At 31.2% G+C, this 22722-nt stretch carries 28 protein-coding genes; 2 read left to right on the top strand and 26 right to left on the bottom strand.

Features of this window, described 5'->3' with window-relative positions:
• Window positions 1-37 precede the first annotated feature (37 nt).
• From G9F72_RS25855 to G9F72_RS25730, 26 genes are all read right to left on the bottom strand, one after another.
• Window positions 38-598, bottom strand: a complete 561-nt coding sequence (locus tag G9F72_RS25855; RefSeq protein WP_164957252.1) for a GNAT family N-acetyltransferase — start codon at window positions 596-598, stop codon at window positions 38-40.
• A 59-nt stretch (window positions 599-657) separates the two neighbouring features.
• Window positions 658-1218 (bottom strand): GNAT family N-acetyltransferase, encoded by a 561-nt coding sequence (locus G9F72_RS25850; RefSeq protein ID WP_164957251.1) that lies wholly within the window; start codon window positions 1216-1218, stop codon window positions 658-660.
• A 219-nt stretch (window positions 1219-1437) separates the two neighbouring features.
• The gene (locus G9F72_RS25845; protein WP_224676253.1) at window positions 1438-1737 is read right to left on the bottom strand and encodes a hypothetical protein; all 300 of its coding nucleotides are present in this window, start codon (window positions 1735-1737) and stop codon (window positions 1438-1440) included.
• A 67-nt stretch (window positions 1738-1804) separates the two neighbouring features.
• The gene (locus G9F72_RS25840) at window positions 1805-2053 is read right to left on the bottom strand and encodes an SH3 domain-containing protein (protein WP_164957249.1); all 249 of its coding nucleotides are present in this window, start codon (window positions 2051-2053) and stop codon (window positions 1805-1807) included.
• 30 nt (window positions 2054-2083) lie between these two features.
• A complete protein-coding gene (locus G9F72_RS25835) occupies window positions 2084-2626 on the bottom strand; it encodes a DUF402 domain-containing protein (RefSeq protein ID WP_164957248.1) in 543 nt (180 codons plus the stop codon).
• Between the two features lie 519 nt (window positions 2627-3145).
• A complete protein-coding gene (locus G9F72_RS25830; RefSeq protein WP_164957247.1) occupies window positions 3146-3727 on the bottom strand; it encodes an NUDIX hydrolase in 582 nt (193 codons plus the stop codon).
• 88 nt (window positions 3728-3815) lie between these two features.
• Complete coding sequence (locus G9F72_RS25825) at window positions 3816-4091, bottom strand: hypothetical protein (RefSeq protein ID WP_164957246.1); 276 nt, start codon at window positions 4089-4091, stop codon at window positions 3816-3818.
• A 288-nt stretch (window positions 4092-4379) separates the two neighbouring features.
• Window positions 4380-5177: a sugar phosphate isomerase/epimerase family protein gene (locus G9F72_RS25820; protein ID WP_164957245.1), complete on the bottom strand. Its 798-nt coding sequence runs from the start codon at window positions 5175-5177 to the stop codon at window positions 4380-4382.
• A gap of 19 nt (window positions 5178-5196) precedes the next feature.
• A complete protein-coding gene (locus G9F72_RS25815) occupies window positions 5197-5745 on the bottom strand; it encodes a GNAT family N-acetyltransferase (RefSeq protein ID WP_164957244.1) in 549 nt (182 codons plus the stop codon).
• A 116-nt stretch (window positions 5746-5861) separates the two neighbouring features.
• Window positions 5862-6569, bottom strand: a complete 708-nt coding sequence (locus G9F72_RS25810; RefSeq protein ID WP_164957243.1) for an SDR family NAD(P)-dependent oxidoreductase — start codon at window positions 6567-6569, stop codon at window positions 5862-5864.
• A 94-nt stretch (window positions 6570-6663) separates the two neighbouring features.
• A complete protein-coding gene (locus tag G9F72_RS25805) occupies window positions 6664-7152 on the bottom strand; it encodes a GNAT family N-acetyltransferase (RefSeq protein ID WP_164957242.1) in 489 nt (162 codons plus the stop codon).
• Window positions 7149-7664 carry an AAA family ATPase gene (locus tag G9F72_RS25800; RefSeq protein WP_164957241.1) on the bottom strand — a complete coding sequence of 172 codons (516 nt, stop codon included), beginning with the start codon at window positions 7662-7664 and terminating at the stop codon, window positions 7149-7151. Before G9F72_RS25800 ends, G9F72_RS25805 begins: the two co-directional genes overlap by 4 nt.
• A gap of 286 nt (window positions 7665-7950) precedes the next feature.
• On the bottom strand, window positions 7951-8394 hold the full coding sequence (locus G9F72_RS25795; RefSeq protein WP_164957240.1) for a GNAT family N-acetyltransferase: 444 nt from the start codon (window positions 8392-8394) through the stop codon (window positions 7951-7953).
• Between the two features lie 284 nt (window positions 8395-8678).
• Window positions 8679-9305 carry an HD domain-containing protein gene (locus G9F72_RS25790; RefSeq protein ID WP_164957239.1) on the bottom strand — a complete coding sequence of 209 codons (627 nt, stop codon included), beginning with the start codon at window positions 9303-9305 and terminating at the stop codon, window positions 8679-8681.
• 190 nt (window positions 9306-9495) lie between these two features.
• Entirely contained in the window at window positions 9496-10353 is an 858-nt protein-coding gene (locus tag G9F72_RS25785) for a GNAT family N-acetyltransferase (RefSeq protein WP_164957238.1), read from the bottom strand.
• Between the two features lie 360 nt (window positions 10354-10713).
• A complete protein-coding gene (locus G9F72_RS25780) occupies window positions 10714-11295 on the bottom strand; it encodes a flavodoxin family protein (RefSeq protein WP_164957237.1) in 582 nt (193 codons plus the stop codon).
• Window positions 11296-11668: 373 nt separating this feature from the next.
• The gene (locus tag G9F72_RS25775) at window positions 11669-12127 is read right to left on the bottom strand and encodes a GNAT family N-acetyltransferase (RefSeq protein ID WP_164957236.1); all 459 of its coding nucleotides are present in this window, start codon (window positions 12125-12127) and stop codon (window positions 11669-11671) included.
• Between the two features lie 26 nt (window positions 12128-12153).
• Complete coding sequence (locus G9F72_RS25770) at window positions 12154-12720, bottom strand: 2-phosphoglycerate kinase (RefSeq protein WP_164957235.1); 567 nt, start codon at window positions 12718-12720, stop codon at window positions 12154-12156.
• A gap of 107 nt (window positions 12721-12827) precedes the next feature.
• Window positions 12828-13034, bottom strand: coding sequence for a hypothetical protein (locus G9F72_RS25765; protein WP_164957234.1), 207 nt, complete (start codon window positions 13032-13034; stop codon window positions 12828-12830).
• A 530-nt stretch (window positions 13035-13564) separates the two neighbouring features.
• Window positions 13565-14077, bottom strand: a complete 513-nt coding sequence (locus G9F72_RS25760) for a GNAT family N-acetyltransferase (RefSeq protein WP_164957233.1) — start codon at window positions 14075-14077, stop codon at window positions 13565-13567.
• A gap of 363 nt (window positions 14078-14440) precedes the next feature.
• A complete protein-coding gene (locus G9F72_RS25755) occupies window positions 14441-15628 on the bottom strand; it encodes an MFS transporter (RefSeq protein ID WP_164957232.1) in 1188 nt (395 codons plus the stop codon).
• Window positions 15629-16028: 400 nt separating this feature from the next.
• Window positions 16029-16247, bottom strand: coding sequence for a hypothetical protein (locus G9F72_RS25750; protein WP_164957231.1), 219 nt, complete (start codon window positions 16245-16247; stop codon window positions 16029-16031).
• A gap of 75 nt (window positions 16248-16322) precedes the next feature.
• The gene (locus G9F72_RS25745) at window positions 16323-16880 is read right to left on the bottom strand and encodes a histidine phosphatase family protein (protein ID WP_164957230.1); all 558 of its coding nucleotides are present in this window, start codon (window positions 16878-16880) and stop codon (window positions 16323-16325) included.
• 469 nt (window positions 16881-17349) lie between these two features.
• Window positions 17350-17664, bottom strand: coding sequence for a DUF3795 domain-containing protein (locus tag G9F72_RS25740; protein ID WP_224676252.1), 315 nt, complete (start codon window positions 17662-17664; stop codon window positions 17350-17352).
• Between the two features lie 278 nt (window positions 17665-17942).
• Complete coding sequence (locus G9F72_RS25735; RefSeq protein WP_164957229.1) at window positions 17943-18422, bottom strand: GNAT family N-acetyltransferase; 480 nt, start codon at window positions 18420-18422, stop codon at window positions 17943-17945.
• A gap of 336 nt (window positions 18423-18758) precedes the next feature.
• Entirely contained in the window at window positions 18759-19619 is an 861-nt protein-coding gene (locus tag G9F72_RS25730) for a hypothetical protein (protein ID WP_164957228.1), read from the bottom strand.
• A 911-nt stretch (window positions 19620-20530) separates the two neighbouring features.
• Between G9F72_RS25730 and G9F72_RS25725 the strand changes: the two genes are divergently transcribed.
• Both G9F72_RS25725 and G9F72_RS25720 read left to right on the top strand, forming a co-directional pair.
• Window positions 20531-21283 carry a CHC2 zinc finger domain-containing protein gene (locus G9F72_RS25725; RefSeq protein WP_164957227.1) on the top strand — a complete coding sequence of 251 codons (753 nt, stop codon included), beginning with the start codon at window positions 20531-20533 and terminating at the stop codon, window positions 21281-21283.
• 95 nt (window positions 21284-21378) lie between these two features.
• Window positions 21379-22692, top strand: a complete 1314-nt coding sequence (locus tag G9F72_RS25720; protein WP_164957226.1) for a hypothetical protein — start codon at window positions 21379-21381, stop codon at window positions 22690-22692.
• Window positions 22693-22722 lie beyond the last annotated feature (30 nt).

The raw sequence follows: 22722 nt of genomic DNA, 5'->3' as shown, positions 1-22722 counted from the left end.
GTATGCATTTTAATTAGTTAAATCCCATAAACCTAGTTTATTCCTTTATCCAATCATCTTTTAATATTGAATATAAAGCCAAGTCGTAAAAATCTTTCTTATCGTGAACTTTAGCTTGCCTTAAGGTTCCTTCGTACCTCATTCCACTTTTAAGCATTACCTTTCCGGAAGCAATATTATTTGTGTCATGCATTGCGGCTATTCGATTAAATCCAACCTCAGAAAATAAATAATCAATTACTGCGGTTAAAGATTCACTCATTATTCCCATGCTCCAATATTTTCTTGACATACAATACCCTATTTCGCAAGAATAGGAGGTTTCGTCTAGCTTAACTATAGAAATATCACCAATAACTTCAGAAATTTCTTTTAATTCAATAGCCCAATTATATATATTATTCTCATACTTGTTGACCCACTGCTCTATAATTTCTTTAGTATCTTCTACATTATTATGGGGTTTCCAACTTAAAAACTTTGTAACCTCACTATCATTTGCCCAATTTTTAAACATATCAGGTGCATCACAAGCTTCATATTTTCGAAGTAAAAGTCTGTCTGTATTTATTATTTGGGTACCTTTAATCATTAACATAATAAGTTCTCCTTTTTTTATACAATAATATTAAGGGGGCATTTCATGTTTATTTTCAATTAATTTGTTGCATTCATTCTTACAAAATAATCATCGTATATCACAAATTTTTTATTTATAGGAACATATCCTTTACTTTCTAATGATGAAATACGTTCAGTTGAATTTGGAATAGCTTTTGTAAGAATTGAATCAACTTTAAAAGCCTTGTAAAAATCTTGATTCGCAATTTGTAATATTTCATTAATATATTGTTGCTTTTCATATTTGCTTTGTAAATCTATTCTCAACACACCGAAATGGTTGAATTCATCTTCTGTCTCACGCTTAAACATTTCTATAGTTCCAATTTTCTCCCCTGTTGTATTTAAAATAACCGTTAATCTTACAAAATATCTATGTTCATAAGAATATTGCCAAAAATCAACAGCCTCTTTCATTCTTTCAATATTAGTATAGTGAAAGTCATCGCCATGGCAATTATCTGAATTAAATAATGGTACTGCTTTTTTATCGGAATAACATCTTAATAGTTCTGATACATCTTCTAATGATGTTAATCTTAATGTAAGAATCTCTGTTGTGTAAATTGGACATTCTTTATAAATATTATTTTTCATAGTAGATATCCCTCCATAAAACATAAATGATATTTAAATACTTTTATTAAATTGCAATTAATATTTTCATCTTTTTACCCCAGCGCTTATTCATAAAAAATGTAGACTTATTCAATGCAGCCTAAATTCTTTTTCTATTTATTCCTATCCACATAGCTATTGTAGGAATAAAAGAAAACAATAAAGACACATAGGAATTATTAATTTCAGATTCATTAATTAAAAAAACGAATATCCATTATACATAGTATAATACTGCCATAATTGAGAATTTAACAAACGATTGCTTGGACCTATCCTATCGATATTAAATGCATTTGCCCAAAGCAATACTCCAAGTATGGCTACTGAACTAACAGAAAATAAATTTTTGTATATGTTTCCTTGATCAATTAAGCGTACTGATCCTAATAAATAGTATAAAATAACTGCCACAGCAATTATAGCAATTGCTACAAACATCATATTATAGTGATGGTTTCTTGCCGCTTCTTCAGTTGCCCACTTCGCTTGTCTCATATTAAATAAAAAATATACGATCATAGAAAAAATACTTATTGTTATATGTATTAATAATGATTTTAGATTATTTTTTACCAAGAAAATCCCCCCTAAATAAATAATCTTCTAATAAAATTTCATAGTCACTTTCAATTTGAATAATCTGCTCAGGAGTCCATCCTTCACTATTTCCATCTAAATCGTAACAATATACCCAATTAGGCCAAATGTCAGCACTATCAGACCTTTTACCTACCTCTACTCTTGTTCCTTTTCTAATTATAAGGGGTGTTGGGTTATTGCTTTTGTGTTCTTCAATAATTTTAAATTCCATTTAAATTCCCTTTCTCCTTAATTCAATTTTTTAATAACCTAAAGATACCATGTGTTGTAAATACCATTTGCTATTAAGGGGTAATAGGTCCTTGTTTTCTTGTATGTTATATATAAGCGTTTTCGCTTCAAAGTAAGCTAGATCATATAGTGCTTTATCAATACTATCATCCTTTAATGCTTGTTCAAGCTCATCTTCATCCAATAATAATATTTCACCAGTTGGCAGTAGAACGACATCCAGATATAAGTCATCATAATATGGAATTCCTAAAGAATTAATTTTATTTCCGTTGCAAATATCAAAATACCACTGTATAACCTCGTGTTTTTCATTAAACATAGTAGTTAAAGCATAATTACAATCTTTCGGAAAATGTTGCATCCATATGAATCCATTGTTTGCTAAGAATACATTTTTACCTGCTGCTTCTAAAACTAATGGTTCTCTTACTTTGTCTATATAAATAATTGATACGTGGCCTTTAAATTCTTTTTCTTCTAAGTAGGTTAATTTGAATCTCTTTTCAATAATTCTTGTCCAGTTTGGCCGGTCTGCAAAAGTTCGCTTCATTACACCACTCTCCTTAGTATCAAAACTTTGTATATCTACTTCGATGCTTTCTGGTTTATTACATTTAGCATTAGTGATTTATGTTTTTTTATCAATTTGGTGAAAATTCCCGCTGAAGTCAACCTTATAAAGCTCTGTATCATCCGATATATAAGCAAGGCCAGAGAAATTGTCCAAGACGCCCCAAAAGGTAAAAAAGAAAACTTTTAATGTACTCTCAGTTATTCTTATAACAGACAAAGATCTTATAAAACATCATTCTACATTCCGCAACAGTTTCCTTCTAAATTTACATAATAAAGTAAAAAAAACCGAATTTTCACTAAAAAGTTACCATAACTATTTTTTGACCTTATAAAAGTCTAAAAAAAATAACACCATCATAAATCCAGTGTTATTCAAATACTTTTACATTAAAGTCATCGGTACTAATCAATATTCCAATAATAATTCTATAAGTCTACGAAATAATAATTTATCAATATAACTTGTAGATATGTAAAATATGAAATATATGAATTAATAGAACTCTATATCGTTGTTAATTTGTTTGGCTCTATCAATTAGCTTGTTATATAAATAAACATCCCTAACATCAAAATAATCTTCAGTAAATTTATCCAAGGGAAACCAATCCACATCGCTATTTTCATCTTCCTTTACTATGAGTGTTTCGTTTTCACTAGCGATAAGAACATATGCTACCGAAAGGTGGAGGTGCGCACTAACATACTTATCTCTTCTCACATGACCATATACAGGTAGAATATCAATAGACACAATATTTTTTGTAAGAGCTGTCACAGTGTTTATGCCTGTTTCTTCTTTTGCCTCTTTAATTGCAACATGTAAAAAGTCTGTATCTCCATCAGCATGCCCACCAGTCCAAGCCCAAGTATTTCGTATATTGTGGTGAACCATTAGCACTTTATCCAGTGATTTGTTCATAATAAATCCTGAACTTGTAATATGTGCAAAATCATTTTCTCTTAATAAAATGTTATGTGGAAATTTTTTAATGTAATCGAGAATTATCTTTTTATCTTGGCTTTCTTGGTCGCTTACAGGAATAAAATCAATAATTTGTTTTATGTAATCCATGGATGTACCCCCTAATATTTATTTAATTCTTCTTATTGTCACACTTTTCTATTGTTGCACGGTAAGATATGAATAGTAGAAACATCAATTAATATTTTTTAAACTTAAATGATAAAGCAATTAAGAGAAGAATAACCAATGAAATTGCGAATGATGTCATAAATACTATATCAACAATGACACTATAGCCGATTTTAAAAAATGTTGATTTTATATATAAAATAAGTATAGATATTAATGATAACATAGGTGGGATGTACTTACTTACCTTGTTTTTTCTGAATCTATCAGTTAAATAATATGGCACTATAAAGAACACTGCAGTAATGACTAAGACTAAGATCAAAAGATAGGGTATTTTCATTTCAATTTTACCTCCAATTCGCACAAATAAAATGCTTCGCGCCTTTACACGAATATGTTCTTAAAGATATTATATTGGTTTTAATTTAATGTAATGTTTGAGTTTAACTGTATCTGCGTCAACTAACTGTAACCATTTAAACCAGTACATTCCTAATTCACATTTTGTACTGAAGTAACATAAAATACATACTGATACAGGGTATATAAATAATCTTTACCACGCATAGAATTACCATCTCGACGTAGTTAATGAAAATTATGGCGCAACTACAAATGTAGATTATTCTCATTTTATTCGAAAGTTATTTATCATTTCATACAAACTCAAACCGCTTTTGTAGGCGTGAACTAAGAATTCATCTAACTCTATGTCATCATATAAGTTGCTTGAACCTTTTTCTGCTTCAATTGTTATTGTGCCCGTATAGCTGGATTTAGATAGGTTCTCAATAATTCTTTGCCACTTTACATTGCCGTCAAAAGGGATAAGATGAGAATCCATATTACCCACATTGTCACTCAAATGGATTGCTCCAACCCTGTCACCATATAAGGAAAGCCAGTTAATATTGGGAGACCAATAGTGCTCATGCCCACTGTCATAGCAAAATTTAATACAGGGAGTAGGGTATGTATCCAAAACAAATTTAACATGTTCAGGAACTCTCATATTTTCTATAGCTAGAACTATATGATTGTTTTCGGCACATTCAATAATTTTTTCCATACGGTATATTCCAGTTCTACTGACTGGTGGTGGATTACTGCCATTAGTCAAATGCATGACCATCGTCCTTATATTAAATTGATTGCATTCCAGAATACAATTTTTGCTTCGTTCCACAATAGATTCACCATCTATAGAGTCTATCCAAAGGCTATTCAGACCGTCAGTAGATGCATGGACATTTTCTATCATGAGATTATATTTATCCGCAAGAGCGACACGATATGCCTTGCTTTCGATTTCATCATCTCCCCACCACAAGAGTATAGAGTGAAACCCTGCATTACGAAAAGCTTCCATTCTTTCATCCATTGTAAGCGGATATCCGTTTATGGTTGTAATTCCTATTTTATTCATAACAAAACTCCTTAGGAATCTATTTATCTAATAATCTTCCCATTATAACTGTATTATAATAGTCACCATCTTTATGAATACGGTCCTTTATTAATAATCCTTCTTCTACAAATCTATATCTTTTATATAATTGAATTGCTTTTGTATTTGTCTGTACCACAGTTAATGAAATTTTTTTAATTCCCACAGTATCTGCCCATATCAAAACTTCTTCTAGTAGTACTTTACCAATTCCATGGCCCCAGTATTCCTTTGATATACATATTCCAAACTCTGATTTATGTCTGAATCTACTTAGTTTACTGCCTTCGCAACGAGTAAATCCAACAATCATACCTGCTACTTCTGCAACTAAAAATAAAGTTTTTTCCGCTATTGAATCTTCATAAATAAGTTTTTCGAAATCTTCTGGCGTTAATAGACCTTCACCAGATTCTCTATCAAGATTTTCTGTCTCTCCATCAATTTTAACTCTTAATTTAGATAATTCAATTGCATCATATTTTGTTGGACAACGAAGTATCCATGTTAGACTTATACCTTCTATTCTTTTGTTTTCAATAATCATACATTACCTCCAGCAGTATTATTAAAAGAAGTTTGGGTCTTTTTACAATGGTGTTGTAGCTTGGTTGTTTTTTCAAGCCATGGTGAATGGGGATTTTTGTTAGCCTAAGTTATATTTTACCATGGCCAATCTCCTACAAAAGGTTGTGTAAAAGATCCTGAGTCACTTATTTTTAAAGTCTCTATCCAATTGAATATTCTTTCTGCTGCCTCATTTGGATTCAAGTCAGCATCTGAAGAACCAGAAGTGGTCTTTAATTTTCCAGGATGAATTGCGTTAACACAAATTCCTTGAGATTTTAGCTCATTATTTAAACATATAGTAAGCATATTTTGAGCTGCCTTAGCAATGCGATATGAATATGAAAAATTTCTACTACCAAATTCTCCTAATGACATTTTAGACAAAGAGCCTAATCTTGAAGAAATATTTATTATTCTAGGATTAGTTGAATTTCTTAAAAAGTCTATAGTTCCTTGAACCGTCCTGACAACCCCTAAACAATGTATATTCAATAATTCTTCTATTTCTTCTGCAAGTACATTTTCTATTTCATATTCACGTCCAGGAACCCCTGCATTATTAATAACTATATCAATTTCAGTTGTAATCTTAGCTAAAACAGATTTTATCTTTTCTATTGAATCATCAAATCGTAAGTCTACAACAATAGGATGGCACTTTTGCTTAAACTCATACTTTAGTTCTTCTGCTGCTTCGACAGTCCTTACAACTGTGAACACCTCATAATTATTTTCATAAAAAACTCTAACTAATTCATGTCCTAATCCTTTATTTCCACCAGTAATTAAAACTTTCCCCATAAAATTTATTCCTCGTTCCATTTAATTTTGGCTAACGTACCTTGTTGACGACGTTCCTGAATTTTAGACAGACGGGCTTAGTGAAAGACTTATTTTAGTTCTGAACCGTATGATACTCAGTTTTTTCCATAAAATAAGCTGTACCACTTTCCGAAAAGCCACATTTTACGTACAATTTTTTTGCGCTTAAATTTTCTGTATTTACATATAAACGAACACCTACGGATTCTGTTGTATTTAATAATTCATCAGCCTTTTCCAGGAGCCTATTTGCTATATTCTGTTTTCGATATGTGGGCTCAACCCACAATTCATCAATATATAAATGTCCCAAGCCATTTAACCTACCTACCTTTGGCATATAAATTATTGATATCCAACCAACAAATTTATCGTTATCTAATGCAGCATAAACATATAAATTCGAATTTGTAAGTGCCACATACACATCACTAAAATTATTATTTGCTACCTCTGATTTTTCAGAATATGTTCTTTGCTTTCCATTAATACGCCAAAACACCATATCATCAAACATAGGATAGTTTTGATTATCTATTTTTATAATTTTATATTCTTTCATTTTATAGCACCTTTTTCTATTAACTTAACTATCTCGATAGCTGTTTGTTTAGGGTCGATTTCACTTACATCAATTTTGACTGTATCCATATTGTTATATAGGCATAGTCTTTGTAAACTTCTATCAATTACATCTATTTTTCTAATACCATTTTGCACATCAATTCTCAATTTATTTTTAAGAGCTGTTTCGGAGCAAGTTAAAGAAATTTTATAAAGGTCAAAATCATAATCTTTTAATGGTTCCAAAATCTGTTTAAATATATATTCCTGGTGTATTACCCAGCAAAATATAATATACTCGTAACTCGAATTATCCAAATATGACTTTAATAGATGTGTAATATTATTTATGACCATTTTTTTGTTTTCTTCTGAAACTACAAATGGATTCATATTCCAACACCAATCACCATCTAGATAAACGCTTGGATTCAGTATGTCCAATAACATGTTGCACACGGTACTTTTACCTACACCCATTGTTCCATTAAGAATAATTAACTTTTTCATACAGACACCTCTATTCAACTATTCTAAATATTTCAACGATAAATTATTAGTATGACTCATTTTTTTTAGAATTGACCCCAAATATTACTTGAGTAAGATAATCTTTCATAGACTTAAAATTTCACATAAAGTTTTGTACTTGAGATGCAAAGAAGCATAGATAGTTTTAACTTCAAAAAAGTTTGGAAAATTAGGAAACCAGTAGATATCATTGATTTTGGATGTGGATTTGGATTTGTTGGATTAATATTACTTTCTATTAGCTTGAAATTGCAAATTATTTCGTTTAATAATAACTCTTTCTAAATCCGTTAATCTTTTTAAATTTATTCCGATTATAAAATTCATCAGCGGATTCAGTTGAAAGTAAATCAAGTCTTGCATGAGGATATAGATGGTGACAGGCATCTATCAATGATTTACCTAAACCTTTCCCCCTATAATTTTTATTAACTAGAAGTTCTGCAATATAAGTTGTAATTTCACAATCTGTTAAAGCGCGAATTAAACCAACAATTATTTTACTTTCATCAACTGCAACAAGTGATATAGATGAGTTCTTCCATGCCCTTAGGGACTCTTCAGGTTTTGTTATTGCAGTCAGCCATCCCTCATCTTCATATAATTTTTGGACAACAATAAAATCAGTTTCAACGAACTGCCTGATAAAAATTCCTTTAGGTAAATTTATTTTTGACATTACATCTTGATTTTTGAAAAGATCTTCCATGATAAAACCTCCAGTTTCTATGCTTTACGATATGATTAACTGCTACGAATCAAATAAGGCAATTAACTTTTAATTACCACTTTCACTTAACGTTGATACCTCCCGACGTTCTTGAGCCCTAGCGCGATTGCGATTGGCAAAAGAATGTGTTTTGGCAGTCTTTTCATGCCAAAACGAACGGGAGTTTTTTTGTTATGTGCTGTTCCATTTCTGTCAAACCTTGATTTACCTCAAGCCAAGTTCCTCTTATTTCAAAGACCAACATTTTATTACAAAAACACATTTTACAGTGTAAAAGTATTCTCTACAACACCTGGCAATATACTATATATTGGTCTGCCTATCTTTTTTTCAAAATATGATTTAGTTTCAAATGTAGCTTTCCATTGATCGATAGTATGTTCATGTAATCCATGCCTTAATGCTACATCAATCATTCTCTTTTCCATTAAACAAATGCCACTAGGTAGTGCTAATGCATCGCATAATTGTATCAACTTATCGTAATCATCATATTCCACAGATTGGATATAATTTTTAACAAAATCATATTCATCTTTACTAAAATAATCCCATTTTCCAAATGTAGCTCTTATATCATGACAATTAAATGAATGAGTTAAGCAAACCTTTGCTACTTTAGCATATCCCTTTTCCATGGCAAAATTATGGCCAAGCAAAATATGTTTCATATATGTATTACCGTACCTATTTCCTATATCATGTAACATACCTAATACTAATGCAATATCTGGATTTAGATCCTTACAACTTCTTGCTATTAGTTCTGCTGCTTTTCCTACATTAATTGAATGTTCTATCCACGGACCTGGAAATAAAATTTTTGCTTCATCTAATAAATGTTTAGCTTCTTTTATAGTTGGCATACTTTGTTCCCAACAATTTTTCATGTTTGTATTTCCCCTTTTATTAATATTTCTTCAACATTTTGTTATGTGATGCTTCAGGGCTAGCGTGTTCTTTCGTACTTGCTACTTCCTCTAATCTCTTCGTGTTTCATAATTAAAGAAAAATGTGAATTATAAAATGATACAAAATAACATCATAAATTAGTAAATATTTTGCTAAAATAACTCAAAGCTAAATTTCATCTTTAACCAATTGATAGTAATGAGTAGTTTGTATTTTATTAAATCCAAGACTTTGATATAATTTGAATGCTCTTGCGTTCCATTCTACTACGCTAGTTTCAATTTTATTAATACCTTTGCTTATTGCCTTATTGATAGCAAATTGTGTTATTAACCTCCCATACCCTTTACCTTGATAGGATGGAATAACAAATATATCATCTAAGAAACCATTATTATTAACTATTGCAGATGCTATAAGCGTTTCATTATTTATTAAGAGGAATATCTGCTCCTTGTTTTTTAAAATTTCTTCTCTTTTTTCATCGTTTAATTCACAGCATAAATGAGGTTGGAAATCATGCACTTTTCTCATTTCATAAAAGCATTTTCTTAACCCTTCTGCATATTGTTCAAAATATTTATCCTCATATGCTATAAATTGTAGATCCGACTTAGGTTGTACTGACCCATTATAGTATAAATCATGCATTCCATACCACTTTTTATAACCTAACCCTTTATAAAAGAATGTAGCATCATCTTTATCAACTCTAAATCGTGTTTTTATAAAAGTGAGTTTGACTCCATATTTCTGCTTAATTATTTGATTATACAGCAAAGTTCCAATTCCTTTTCTCCTTGCATCAGGAACTACATATAATAGCACATCCGCTTTCTTTTCAGTACCATTCCATAGTTTGACACAGCTAAATCCTTGTATCCCTTCTTCACTATCGTCATATACAATTATTTTGATATCGTCGTCAGTAAAATATTCGAAAATATCTTGCTCATCAATTACAATTCCATGCCTAATTATTTTTATAAATTCATCTTTGTCTTCAAGTTTATAGTCTCGTATCATTTAACTTTCCCCCTATAAAAAATATTTTTATCTTTATTTGTCTTAATCTACGAATGTGAACCAAACTTTTTCAAACAATCACTTTGAATTAGCACTCACTTCGAAAGGATTTCAGCTAACGTCTGCCTTGCCGAAGTGCCCAAGCGTTACAGTGGTCATATAATTCCTACTTAGCTCATAAGTCGAATTATATGGCCACGACTCGGTTAGCTGGGGCATTTGGGTGGAGAGTTAGCGGAACCGGCAAGGTCTTGTTATGCGGAGTTTTGGGCACTACACCTTAAACAAAGCCTACTACAGTTCTCCTTAAAATTAGTTCGTACTAAAAGAAATTTAAGACACATAAATGAAGTGTTTATATTATTTGCATTCATTGTAAATTTTCAATGCAAAATTTTTAGCATTATCAATGACTTCTTCGGTCTGGAAATCAATAATTCCATTAATATCTCTAACTGCTAACATTCCTATATAATCAAGATGTGAATGTATTGAAAGCCGCTTTAATGCTTCTTCAAACAAATCTGCACCACTTTTTATTTCATAACCACAAGTAGTTATAATTGCACACTTTTTATTTTCCCATAAACCATAATGCTTTTTTGTATTTCCATAGAATTTATTCATACAAAAAAGTCTGTCCATAACTACTTTCATTGGTGCTGTACAGAACCAAGAGTAAATTGAAGTAGCAAAAACTATGCAGTCGGCTTCCAAAACTGATTTATATATTTGTTCCATTTCATCTTTAATTGAACAACCTGGTTTATCGTCAGTGTTTTGACAAACAAAACAACTCTTACAAGGCTCAATATGTTTATCGCATAACCATATGTACTGAACTTCTAAATCTTTGGATTTTAGTTGTTCTACAAATGGTCGCATTAGCATTTCGGTATTACCACCTTTTCTCATACTTCCCATTAAGACACATACATTCATTGTTATTTCACTCCCTAAAAATAATTTTCATTTATATCTATGTAACAATATTTTGCAATTATATAACAATAAAATTAAATCTATTAATATGTAAACAAGAACTCTTTTACTTTAAAATTTCGTATAACGTTCCTGAACCTTAGCCCGCCGGGATTGGCGAAGGAATGTGCATTGGCGATAGGCTAGCTGTCAACCTATATATAGATTATAAGTAATAAATTTACACATTGATATATAAAAATAGTCCACCAGCCAAGGCGGACGGCAACAATTTGTTATAGGAGTTTTAGCCACTACACTTTGAGTAATACCTACTCTAGCTATCATTAGATTTATTACGTACTAAAAGAAAAAAAGCGTCTCAACAGATAGCTTAATCAATTAATTTTTCATAAAGAAACAAGAAGTCATCTTCAGTTTGTCCAGTCTTTTTATAACCAATTTTTTCATACAGATGTTGATTCCTTACACTGTAATAAGGCGTTCCTAACACCCATTTTTTAATATGTGGATGTAATTCTTCCATTAACTTCATGGACTTGAAACCAAAACCCTTATTGTGATATTCAGGGTGAATACATAAGTCCTCTAATTCATAAAATTTAGAATCATCCCCATGCAACCAAAAGAAACCAATTATCTTATTATCAAGCATAATCTTATAAAATAAATGATTTTTAATCAGATATTGTGTTTCTTCTTCTGATTCATATCCAGGTGGCCCCCCATCCCTTCCAGGTCCAAATCTACGTGTTTCATCATTATATGCTAACTTCTTAATTTCAGTTATAATTTTTGAATCTACAACTTCAGCCTTTACAAGGTTAATCATAATTAATTCCTCCTTAATTAGTTATATTATAACCGCTGTTTTGATTTTACCTGTTCATCAATCCACTTATATACGTTGTTCATTTCTCCTTCATAATCATCATTGATTTCAAAAAACTTCACATTATGCTTCCTACAGAGTTCTTTGAGCTGCGTATGCAGCTTAATAAAATTATCTCGGTTCATATAATCATCACAGTCTTTTTGTTCTATCTCACTTCTATGCTCAATAATTCCTGAAATAAAATGCTTCTCAAGATAATTCTTTGAAAAGCCTATGTATAGAGCAATAATCTGTTTTAAATACTCAGGTTCAAAATTCGAAAGATGTTCTGGCGGTAAATAGCAGCCTTCAATAATGATGTGTTGCCCATTCTCAATATTGGTCATTATAATGCCCTTTACAAGTGGCCACAGTTTACTTGTAAGCTCATCTTCACTGTCAGTTGCAGAAAAATCACAATATTTATTTCCACGAATCAAGCCCATTTTTACATGGTCTATCGACAAATACGGTATCTTATACTTTTCAAGTAATTTCTGAGCCATTACTGTTTTTCCAGTACAACTAACTCCACCAATTAAAATAATCATCGTTGACTCCTTCTCATTATACAAATAATCCTTCCAACGCACTTTTAAAGGAATGTGAACTGAATTCCTCTAAAATAAAATATTACTTAAAATTAACACTCACCACTTCACTTTAAATTTAGGCTACTCATGCTTTCTATTGAGCTATTTCTTTTAGATTCATCACCTATTGATTGCTTTTTATCATAATAATTATTTAAGCTATTACCAGAGTTATTACCTATACCTTGCTTCACAGGTGAAAGCAAAAATCCAAAAACTATGCCCATAGAAAATGTTAATGCTGATAACATAAAAATTTCTCTTTTCTTCATTCTTGTCCTCCTTTTAATTACAGTTACACATCATTTTTGACCTACTCTTTTCAATATCACAAATATAAGAGGTGCCTACTTCATGTCTTGATGTGAATTTTCAGGTAAAAACATAACAAAAAGTCAATACTCATCGCTAATGTAAGCATATCAATTATAATTTTAATTATGATAATCTCAAATTTCTATTTTCTCGAAATAAATAATTTTTATTGCACATTTTTTTACAAATGTTCAACTATCCGCGTTGTCGTAACGGAACAAAACTATCATGAACATATCCTTTCCGATAACGTTGCTAACTCCCGACATTCTTGAGCCTAGCGTGACCGCGCTTGGTGAAAGAATGTGTTTTGGCAGTCTTTTCATGCCAAAATGAACGGGAGTTTTTTGTTATACGTAGTTTTAGCCAATACACTTTGAGCGAAAGTATAATAGAATTATTCAAATATCCTATATTTACGATTCATGAACAATTTAAGAAGATTATTCATTAAATTTAATTTTATGATCATTATGCTAATAAATTTTTATTGGGGGGGTTCTTTCATTAACTCATAATCTACCGAAGATTGCAAAACACCAAGCTGGTTTTTCCACGAATTCATTTTCACCGCTATCTTTATGAAACCAATGTTTTCATAAACATGTTGTGCTCTTGTGTTATTAAGATTTGTATCTAAAATAATTTTTTGAACTTTCATTTCATCGAACAAATATCTAATTAACATTTTTATAGCTTTCGTCCCATAACCCTTTTCTTGATAGGAAAAATCACATATTTTAATACCTATTTCAGAAATATTATCTTTTATTCGGTAACACATTTCTCCAACACGATTAGAATCTACCTCAATTATTAAACGACTATCAGTGTCTTTTTCATTTTTCAACATGTCCATTAACTCATCAATATCAGTATGAAGTCCATTCGGAAACCCAGCATGAGCCATTACCTTGCCATTGCTCCACCAGTCACAAAGAATTTGTGCGTCATCTGTAGTAGCATTTCTTACCACCAAACCATCATTTTTTAAATGCATCTTCTTTTTCCTCCAGTTGAGTATTGGAGGGGTAAAGTATAGTTACCCTCCAAGTTCTAATCAAATTTTATCGTATCAAAGAATTAAAAAACTGTGTCTTAATAAAACCAAATCCAAAGAATTTCAAGCAATCACTATTTTTCTCGAAATTATGTATAACGTTTCGTACTGCCGACGTTTCTGAATCTTAGCCCGACGGGCTTGATTCAGGAATGTGCCTTGGCGGTATCTTTTGATTTTCTAAGTTTGAAACATTACTTCCTGTTTAGCTTATCCTCCCTAAAGGACTCTCCAACCAAGGCGAACGGCAACATTTTGTTATACGGAGTTTAGCCACTACACTTTGAGCAAGACCTACTTCCGTTATCCTTTAATATGATTCATACTACATATTTTTTTATAATTTCCAAATAAAATTATTACTAATAAGGCATCCATTAATAATATAATTCCATTTAAATAAAATGGAACTGCATGTCCAAAAGTATCATATAACCAACCACCTAGCAAAGGACCAATTGATGCACCTAAGCTAGCTACCGTTAAGTATAGACCATATGCCGAACCACGAGTTCTTTTTCCTACTATATCTGCCACTAAAGCTTCTTCTGCTGGTGAAGCCATTACTATACCTATAGATTCTACAATCCATAGTACAACTAATATTTTAATACTAAAAGAATGTGGAAAAATGAGAGAAACTATACCTGAAACAATTAACCCTATTATCATAGGTACTATTCTCCCAATTTTATCACTAATTCCACCCAATATTGCTGGTAAAAAGGCATATACAAGAGCTGCTGGAATAAATGCAGTTGCTAACATCCCAACATCTGTAGTGAATCTATCCTGAAGGTAAATCATTAGAAGAGGGCTTATCATAGACGCTGAAATCGAACTTATAAAAACTATACACAACAATTTTAATAAATCAATATTGAATTCTTTATTAGGTGGTGTATTCTTTTCAATGTTCACTGTTATTGTTTCAGGTATATATTTATATGCAATATACCCTGCTATCACTGATAATATTGCGTAACCTTTAAATAAAAGGCTCCATCCAATTAAAAGAGTGAAATTACCTAGTATAATAAAACCTATAATAGCACCATATAATGCACCTTTGCTACTTGCTCCGTCTACTTGTCCAATTGATTTTCCTCTTTTTTCATTATCAGCAATATCCATTGCTATAGAGTATGCAGAAATCCACATAAATGAAGAACCTATTGCCTGAATAAATCTGCTAATATACAAAAGTTGAATATTAGTTGAGTAAGAAAATAGTAGCATAGCAATTGCATAGAAGAAGAATGCAGAAACAAAAAAAAATTTTCTTCCATATTTGTCTATTCCTTTTCCTATAAGTGGTCTCAATATTAAGGTTACCATACTAAATATTGAAAATAAACCTCCAATAGCCAATGCATTTCCACCTATTCTTTTACTATAAATAGGTAATATAAAAGACATTAACCCAAAAGCAAACGACCCAAGCATTATAGCTGTTACTAAATTATTCTTAATTTTAACCTTATTATCCATACTTACCTCCGATAATACAATTATTGGTAATTCGTTGTTAAATTATTAATTTTAATACGCAATATTTTTACAACTGCGTCTTAATAAAACCATGTCCAATAACTTTTGAATAATCAACTTTTCAAGCTAAATTCCGTATAACGTCTGGCTTGCCGAAGTGCCCCAGTGTTACAGGAGTTTAAGAAAACTTACATAGCTCTTATGTTGTTTTCTTAAGCTCCGACTAGGTTAGCTGGGGCATTTGGGTGTAGCGATAGCGCAACCGGCAAGGTGTTGTTAGTGGAAGTAGCATATTTGCACTACCCCTTATTCGTTGATTATACCCCTTAGCTCTTTTTGGCTTTGTTCGTCATATAAGAATATTGTATACTATGGATTATCTCATTTGGTGGGGCTTACATCACTGTATATTCATTGTCACGATAATCTCTTCTTCAATCCCCTCAATCCAATCACGTGGAATATTTTCTCTGTTTATCAATGCCAACATTACTACTATATCCGCTATTTTTGATAACTTATACCAATTTTTAGGTAATGTCCTTTGGCTCTTAGCGTTATATCCCTCGGCAAAATCTCTTTTTATTTTATCATCTATATATTGGGTATTTTTGACCATCCCCCCGAAAAGGTGGAATAAGAAAAATGTACACTTACAGTTCGCTAAATTATGCTATTTAGCGAACTGTTTGACTTATAGAACCTTAATTTCTTTAATCTGATACTCTCCATTTCGTAAATCTACTTTAAATAGTCCACCTGGGACAGATTTTACTATGTTGATATCTGCTATTTGATTATCTACTAATGTCTTTAACACAGCACCATGTGTTACAATTAATATATTTACATCAGAATATATGCTATCGTAGTAATTTAAGCCTTGTAATGCTCTTGAAAAAACATTCTTTTCGTGCTCCATTTCAGGGACGGCAAAATTGGGAAACTTTAATTTAATCTCTTCTTGTAACAACCCTTCCGCTAAACCAAAAGATCTCTCGATAAACAATTCATCAATTATTATTTCTCCTTTGTAACCAATACTATTTGAAAAAATCAACGCACTCTCATAGGCACGAGATAGAGGGCTAGATACAATATAGTTAATATCACCAATGTTTCTTTTGAAGATAAAAGCAACTTGTTCAATCTTCTTTTTTCCTGTTTCATTTAGTGGAATATCTGTGTGTCCTTGAAGCCTATCAATAGTATTCCAATCTGTTTCTCCATGTCTTAGTAAAAAAATACTCACAAAACCATCTCCTCTTTTGGGTCTAGAAATAATATTTGCACAAACCACCAAATTAAGTTGTATAGTAATAAAAACTTGTAGTGGTATATAGTTGTAACACCTCGACCTAATATAAATAATCATCACTTCGCCATTATCTACAATTATGTCATTGAAAACATTTTTAAAAAAATTATAATATAGCACTCTTTTACTTCTAAATTACGTATAACGTTTTGAACTCAAGACGTTCTTGAGCCTTAGCCAGACCTGGCTTGGCGAAGGAATGTGCTTTGGCTGTATTCTCAAGCCGAAACGAACTTGAGTGCATTGTTATATGAAGTTCCTTGCCCCGCGAAGCCGAAGCCATCACGGACGACGGATCATCAAATCCACCCTTTATACAGTTGCAATCTTTATGTTAATAGATTATATAAAGTATATATAATCTGTTATCTCTTATTAGTCGCTTGTGATACTTAATGAATTTCTATTTGTCTTCTGATTTCAAAGTTCTTAATTCTAAATACTCCTCTTTGCCACTTGCCCAATTCTTCAAATTCAATAATCTCTCTCCATTGTCCTCGTGCCCTGGTGTATTATAAGCAGCTACTAATACTTCACATGGCAGATCAGAACAATGTCCACAATGATTAATTTCTCTTTCAATTGAACATTTTGCAACTGAACAATCTCCCCAAAATGGCTTACCATTACATTTTTGGCAACCAGAGCAGTTTGTTTTCTCTCTCCACTCACAAACACCACAGTATGTTCCACACCTACCAATCATATGTTTGTCCAAATTAATTACCCCCTATTCATTTAAAAATTTATTTTAGTAATTATCATAATATATAATAATAATGAAAATAGTCCCTCAAATCCCTGCTTGCGCAATCTGCGCAGGACGTGAGGCCTGATGCAGGAATTTCATATAACGTTTCGTACTCCAGACTGGAGTATTTTGTTAGAGGAAGTAGTATATTTTCTCAATACTTTATGCGTTTACTACACCAATTTTCTCCTCGATTTTTATTTATCATATAAGAATGTTGTAAATTTACTTTTTGAAAATGATAACTACTTAATCAAGTCCATTTCAAATTCAATTTCATGCTTTAAAGGTATATTAAAATCTCCGAATAAAGGAATGGATGGTTTTAACTTTCTCGAGGTATCCACTGCATTATGATATAGATTTGCCATATCAAATCCTCGTTTTTGGTAAAATCGTATAGCATTTATATTATCATTTGTTGTAATCAATTTTATTTTCATACATTTCATCTTACTTGCTGTTTGAATAACTTTATTCACAAGAGCGATTCCAACTCCTTGTCTTTCCCTTAAACTGTCTAAAGACATAATTTCACACTCATTGACCTTAATTCTATATGTAACTAATCCAATAATTGTTTCTTCATCATAAATAACAAAACCATCCAATATAGTCATATCAACTAATTCGCCTCTGACAACCATATCAGCAGAAAACCAATGTGAGCTAATAAAATCATTAATTTGTTTTCTGTTTTCAGAAGATATTATTTTTATATTCATACTTCTATTCACACCTCTTTATGAACAATGCTTGTTTCATAATATTTTTCAACTATTTTATACTAAAAACTTAATGCGGAATTAAAACTTTCATTATTATACTATTTCCTCTAACGTCTCGCACTCAAGGCGTTTCTTAACCTAGCCAGACTTGGCTTGGTTAAGGAATGTGCTTTGGCTTCTTCGAAGACTTGACCACTATCAGTGCATTGTTAGGCGTAGTTTTTGCACTACACTTTATTTGTCTTTAAATTTGTTTCATAATATAAGAAGTTTATGCACTAACTTTATTTATAAACATTAATTCATCATATGCTCTTTTTATGCCTTGAATTATTACCAATATTTTTTATCGTTCAATTCCTTAAATTTATGAGAATAATGTTTCTTATCAAAAAAACCTGAGTACTCAAATCCAATTAACGGCGACAAATCTCCATCAATAACATTTGTGTCTACAAAAATAAAGTCTTTCAATTTTGGCATTTCCCTTATAAAATCTATTGATGGTATTTCTCTACATTCATTAAAAGTCAGCGATTCCAAATTTTTTAGACATTTCACATATTCATGATTTCTTAAATTTTTACACTTTCCAAAGCTTAGAATTCTAAGACTATCAGAAATCTCCTCAATTTCATCGATATATTCTAATTTTGGAGCTCTGAAAATTTCAAGTCGATTTATTTTTTTGAGATTCCTAATTCCTTTAATAGATGTTATCTGGGTCTGAACAATTTGCAAAAGTTCCAGGTTACATAGCTTAGATAATTCCTCTATATTTTTATTTTTGGGATTATATTTAGATAAGCTTAACGTCTTCAAATTTGCAGCGTTTTCTACTCCTTTTAGGTATTTGTTACAATCACCCATAAAATATTCTAATTTATATAATTTAGAAATATCTAATTCCCCACCCTCATGTTCGTTTATAGTTAATCGCAGAAGATTTTTTAATTTTAATAGTCCATCGAAGTTTCTTAAAAGAGGACTAATAATATTGACTTCATCCACATTAGGACATTCATTAAGAAAATCCATATCCCTCAACTTGTAATAAAAATCATTAATTCCAATTGCCTTCAAATCACTTTTGTTTATGTATTCTACATATTCGTTTATTCGAGTATCTTCAATTACAATACATATTTCATTCCAATCATAAAACATAAAGCCATTAATTTCTTTAATTGACAATTTACAACCTCCTTTTCAGATTATATAAAACTTATTCCGCAATCGTTAAATGATACTTTTTTCATGCTTGTTTTTTCATTCATTGTCAGATATTAATATGCGTTAATGCTCAATATCTTACAGTTACGTCTCAATAAAACCAAATCTAAAAACTTTTAAAACTGTAACTTTGTTTATCAAAAAATTACGCCTAACGTTTCGTGTTGCCGACACCAATGTCTGTTTATTCATAAAATATAGCTGGATTCCCGACGTTGGTGTCGTGTAATACGACTCTAGCTGAACTTATCACCCTCATTTTTAGAATACCCTCTCACTACATAAGATTTTAGTTTGTCCTATTTCTCATCATAACCCTTAAATTACATATATTTCATTATACTGCCATTAATTTCTATTATCAACCAAACTACCGAATAAACATACTAATTACCGCCCCATAACAATTTATTTCAACTTATTACCACATCTTGTAATTCACACAAACCCTTAAGATATCTATATTAGAACATAGATATACATATATATTACAAAAACACAAAAACACAAAAACACCTTATTAATATAGGCTTAAAAAATTTCCTACATAAGTGAAAATTAAACTTTAAAAAACTCTAATACAGTGCATACCCCCATGATTGCATTTGTAATGCAATAGATGAATTAATGATAAAGCCTTATATAACAATGTACTCAGCTAATTACATATCTCAAATTTAGTTACAAGTTTACTGTAATTAGAATAATTTCGTAATTAATTCATAATTTTATGGCAAATATCCAGCACAAGGGCATATATGTTTACTGAAAATGTAATTCATTAATAGTACTTGATGCTTTTTAAAAAAATTATTCTAAAATTAATGCTTAAAAATAAGCCATACAAAAGTAATTAGGGGGTTCGAAAATTTATGAGAAGCAAAATTACAGAAAGATGTATAAGCGAAATACAGGATCATTTAAGAGATTACGTAATGGAACATAGTAGTAAAAATAAAAATAGAAAATTTACTTGTTTTAATAAGGGCGCTCATAGCCATAAGGATGAGGATCCAAGTGCAGCCATAGTACCAGGAAGCCGTGGCAGGTATTGGAACTGCTTTAGCTGTGGAGCTAAAGGTGATATTTTAACAGCTGTCCAGTATAAAGATGGGATAGAGGGATTCCATAATGCTGTGAAATTTTTAAGCACAAAATATAATATTAAAATTGCAACAGAAGACCATGAAGCTACCGTTAAACGTGACAATTTTGAACCGAAACAACGTCATAAGGAAATTGTAGCTAATTATTACTATGAGGATGAACAGGAAAATATATTATATAAGATTTGTAGACGAGAGTGGATAGATAAAGGCAAAAGAAAGAAGGATTTCATGGCTTATACTAAAGATAATAGTAGTTGGAGCTTTGGAATAAAGGCTACAAGACATGTTATTTATAAGCTACCAAAGGTTTTAGAGGGAATTAAAAATGATAAGATTATTTTCTTTGTAGAAGGAGAGAAATGTGCAGATGAGATTTTCAAGTTAGGACAAGTTGCAACTACCACTGCTTTTGGAGCTAGGGGGTTTTCAGCTTATAGTGCAGGTTATGTTGCTTCTTTGAGCAGAGCTAATATAGTAATCCTACCTGATAATGATGAAAGTGGTAAGGTGATATAAGGAAGGGTGTTACTTTCAGTGGTTTTCATAGGCGTAATAATCAATGGTGCTTCGTGTCAGAGCATGGTGCTTTAAATTCTGATGGAAGGGCCACGATGGATATAGTTATGCAAAATCAATATGCGGAACTTAATACTAACATCCTAAAGAATGATGCTATAACAAAACAGGAGCTTTTAACAATTGCACCGTACTTATTCAAATTTAGTATATTGAAAAATACTTCAGCCATATTAGGTTATGTATGTGGCCTGTGTCTGAAAGAAAAGCTTAAAAACAATAAAATTCAATATAATCATCTTTTAATAGAAGGTGAGAGCAGTAGTGGTAAAAGTAGTGCTGTAAAGTATGTTATTACGCCTATATTGTGCATGGAAGATGGAATATTAAATGCGGCACAGTGCACATACTTTGCCTTAAACAAAACCGCCAGTAGCAGTAATTTTATACCTCTTATTTTAGAAGAGTACAAGCCTCACATAATAGGTAAGTATAAGGTGGATTTAATATCAGGGGTTATGAGAAATTCCTATGATAACTACAAGGGCATAAAAGGGGTAGCCACCTTAGAGAAAAATAGATGTTTTATTCCTAGAGCTTCAGTGATTTTGTCCGGAGAGGTAGGCATAGAGGAAACTGCTAATGTAGGAAGGAGCCTTAGAGTTATATTTGCAACTTACTATTTTGATGAGGTAACTAAAGAAAGTCTAGAAAAATTAAAGGAAAAATCTATTTTACTTAATAAACTTGGAGCAAGTCTTTTGAAGGAGGGCTTAAAAATGGAAGAAGAAAAAATCAAAGAAGTTCATAGTGCAATTTTTGAAAAAGCCATTGGTAATGATATTAAAAATGACAGGGTTAAAAACTCTATAGCTAACTGTATGATTGGTATAGCTTTACTTAAGAAGGTATTTGATGATTTAGATTTAAATATGCAAGAGTGCACAGGTTTTGCTATGAAGGAGATTATTTCATCAATAGAAAGGGGGGCTTATGAGGACTTGTTAGATGGTGGCTCTTCCAATAAAACAGTTATAGAACAAAATTTCGAAACTATGAATCGTATGGCAGCTAATAATGAACTTTCAAGGAATATCGACTATGATGCAGTGCTGGATTCAGATGGAGATTTTGTGCTTCGCCTTAACTATACATCCTTTTATGATCGGTTTGTAAAGTACTGTAGAGAGCATAATGTCACTCATGAGGTGTTGCCACTGAGTAGTTTTAAAAAACAATTAAGTAATATGCAGTATTGTAAATGCTACAATAAGCCTGTGAATTTTTCAGTGAGACAAGAAAATCCAAAGAATAAAAAGACTTTTAGGTGTGCAGTGATTTATATTAATAAGCTTAGGGAGAAGAATGTTGATGTAGATTTTATGGCAGATGATAATATGGTGGATTAAAGAACATAACAACACTTAACTTCATAATAT

This window comes from Clostridium estertheticum (assembly GCF_011065935.2).
GTDB lineage: Bacteria > Bacillota > Clostridia > Clostridiales > Clostridiaceae > Clostridium_AD > Clostridium_AD estertheticum_A.
The sequence above is the reverse complement of the archived record's forward strand: the minus strand, read 5'-3'. Positions and strand labels throughout refer to the sequence as shown.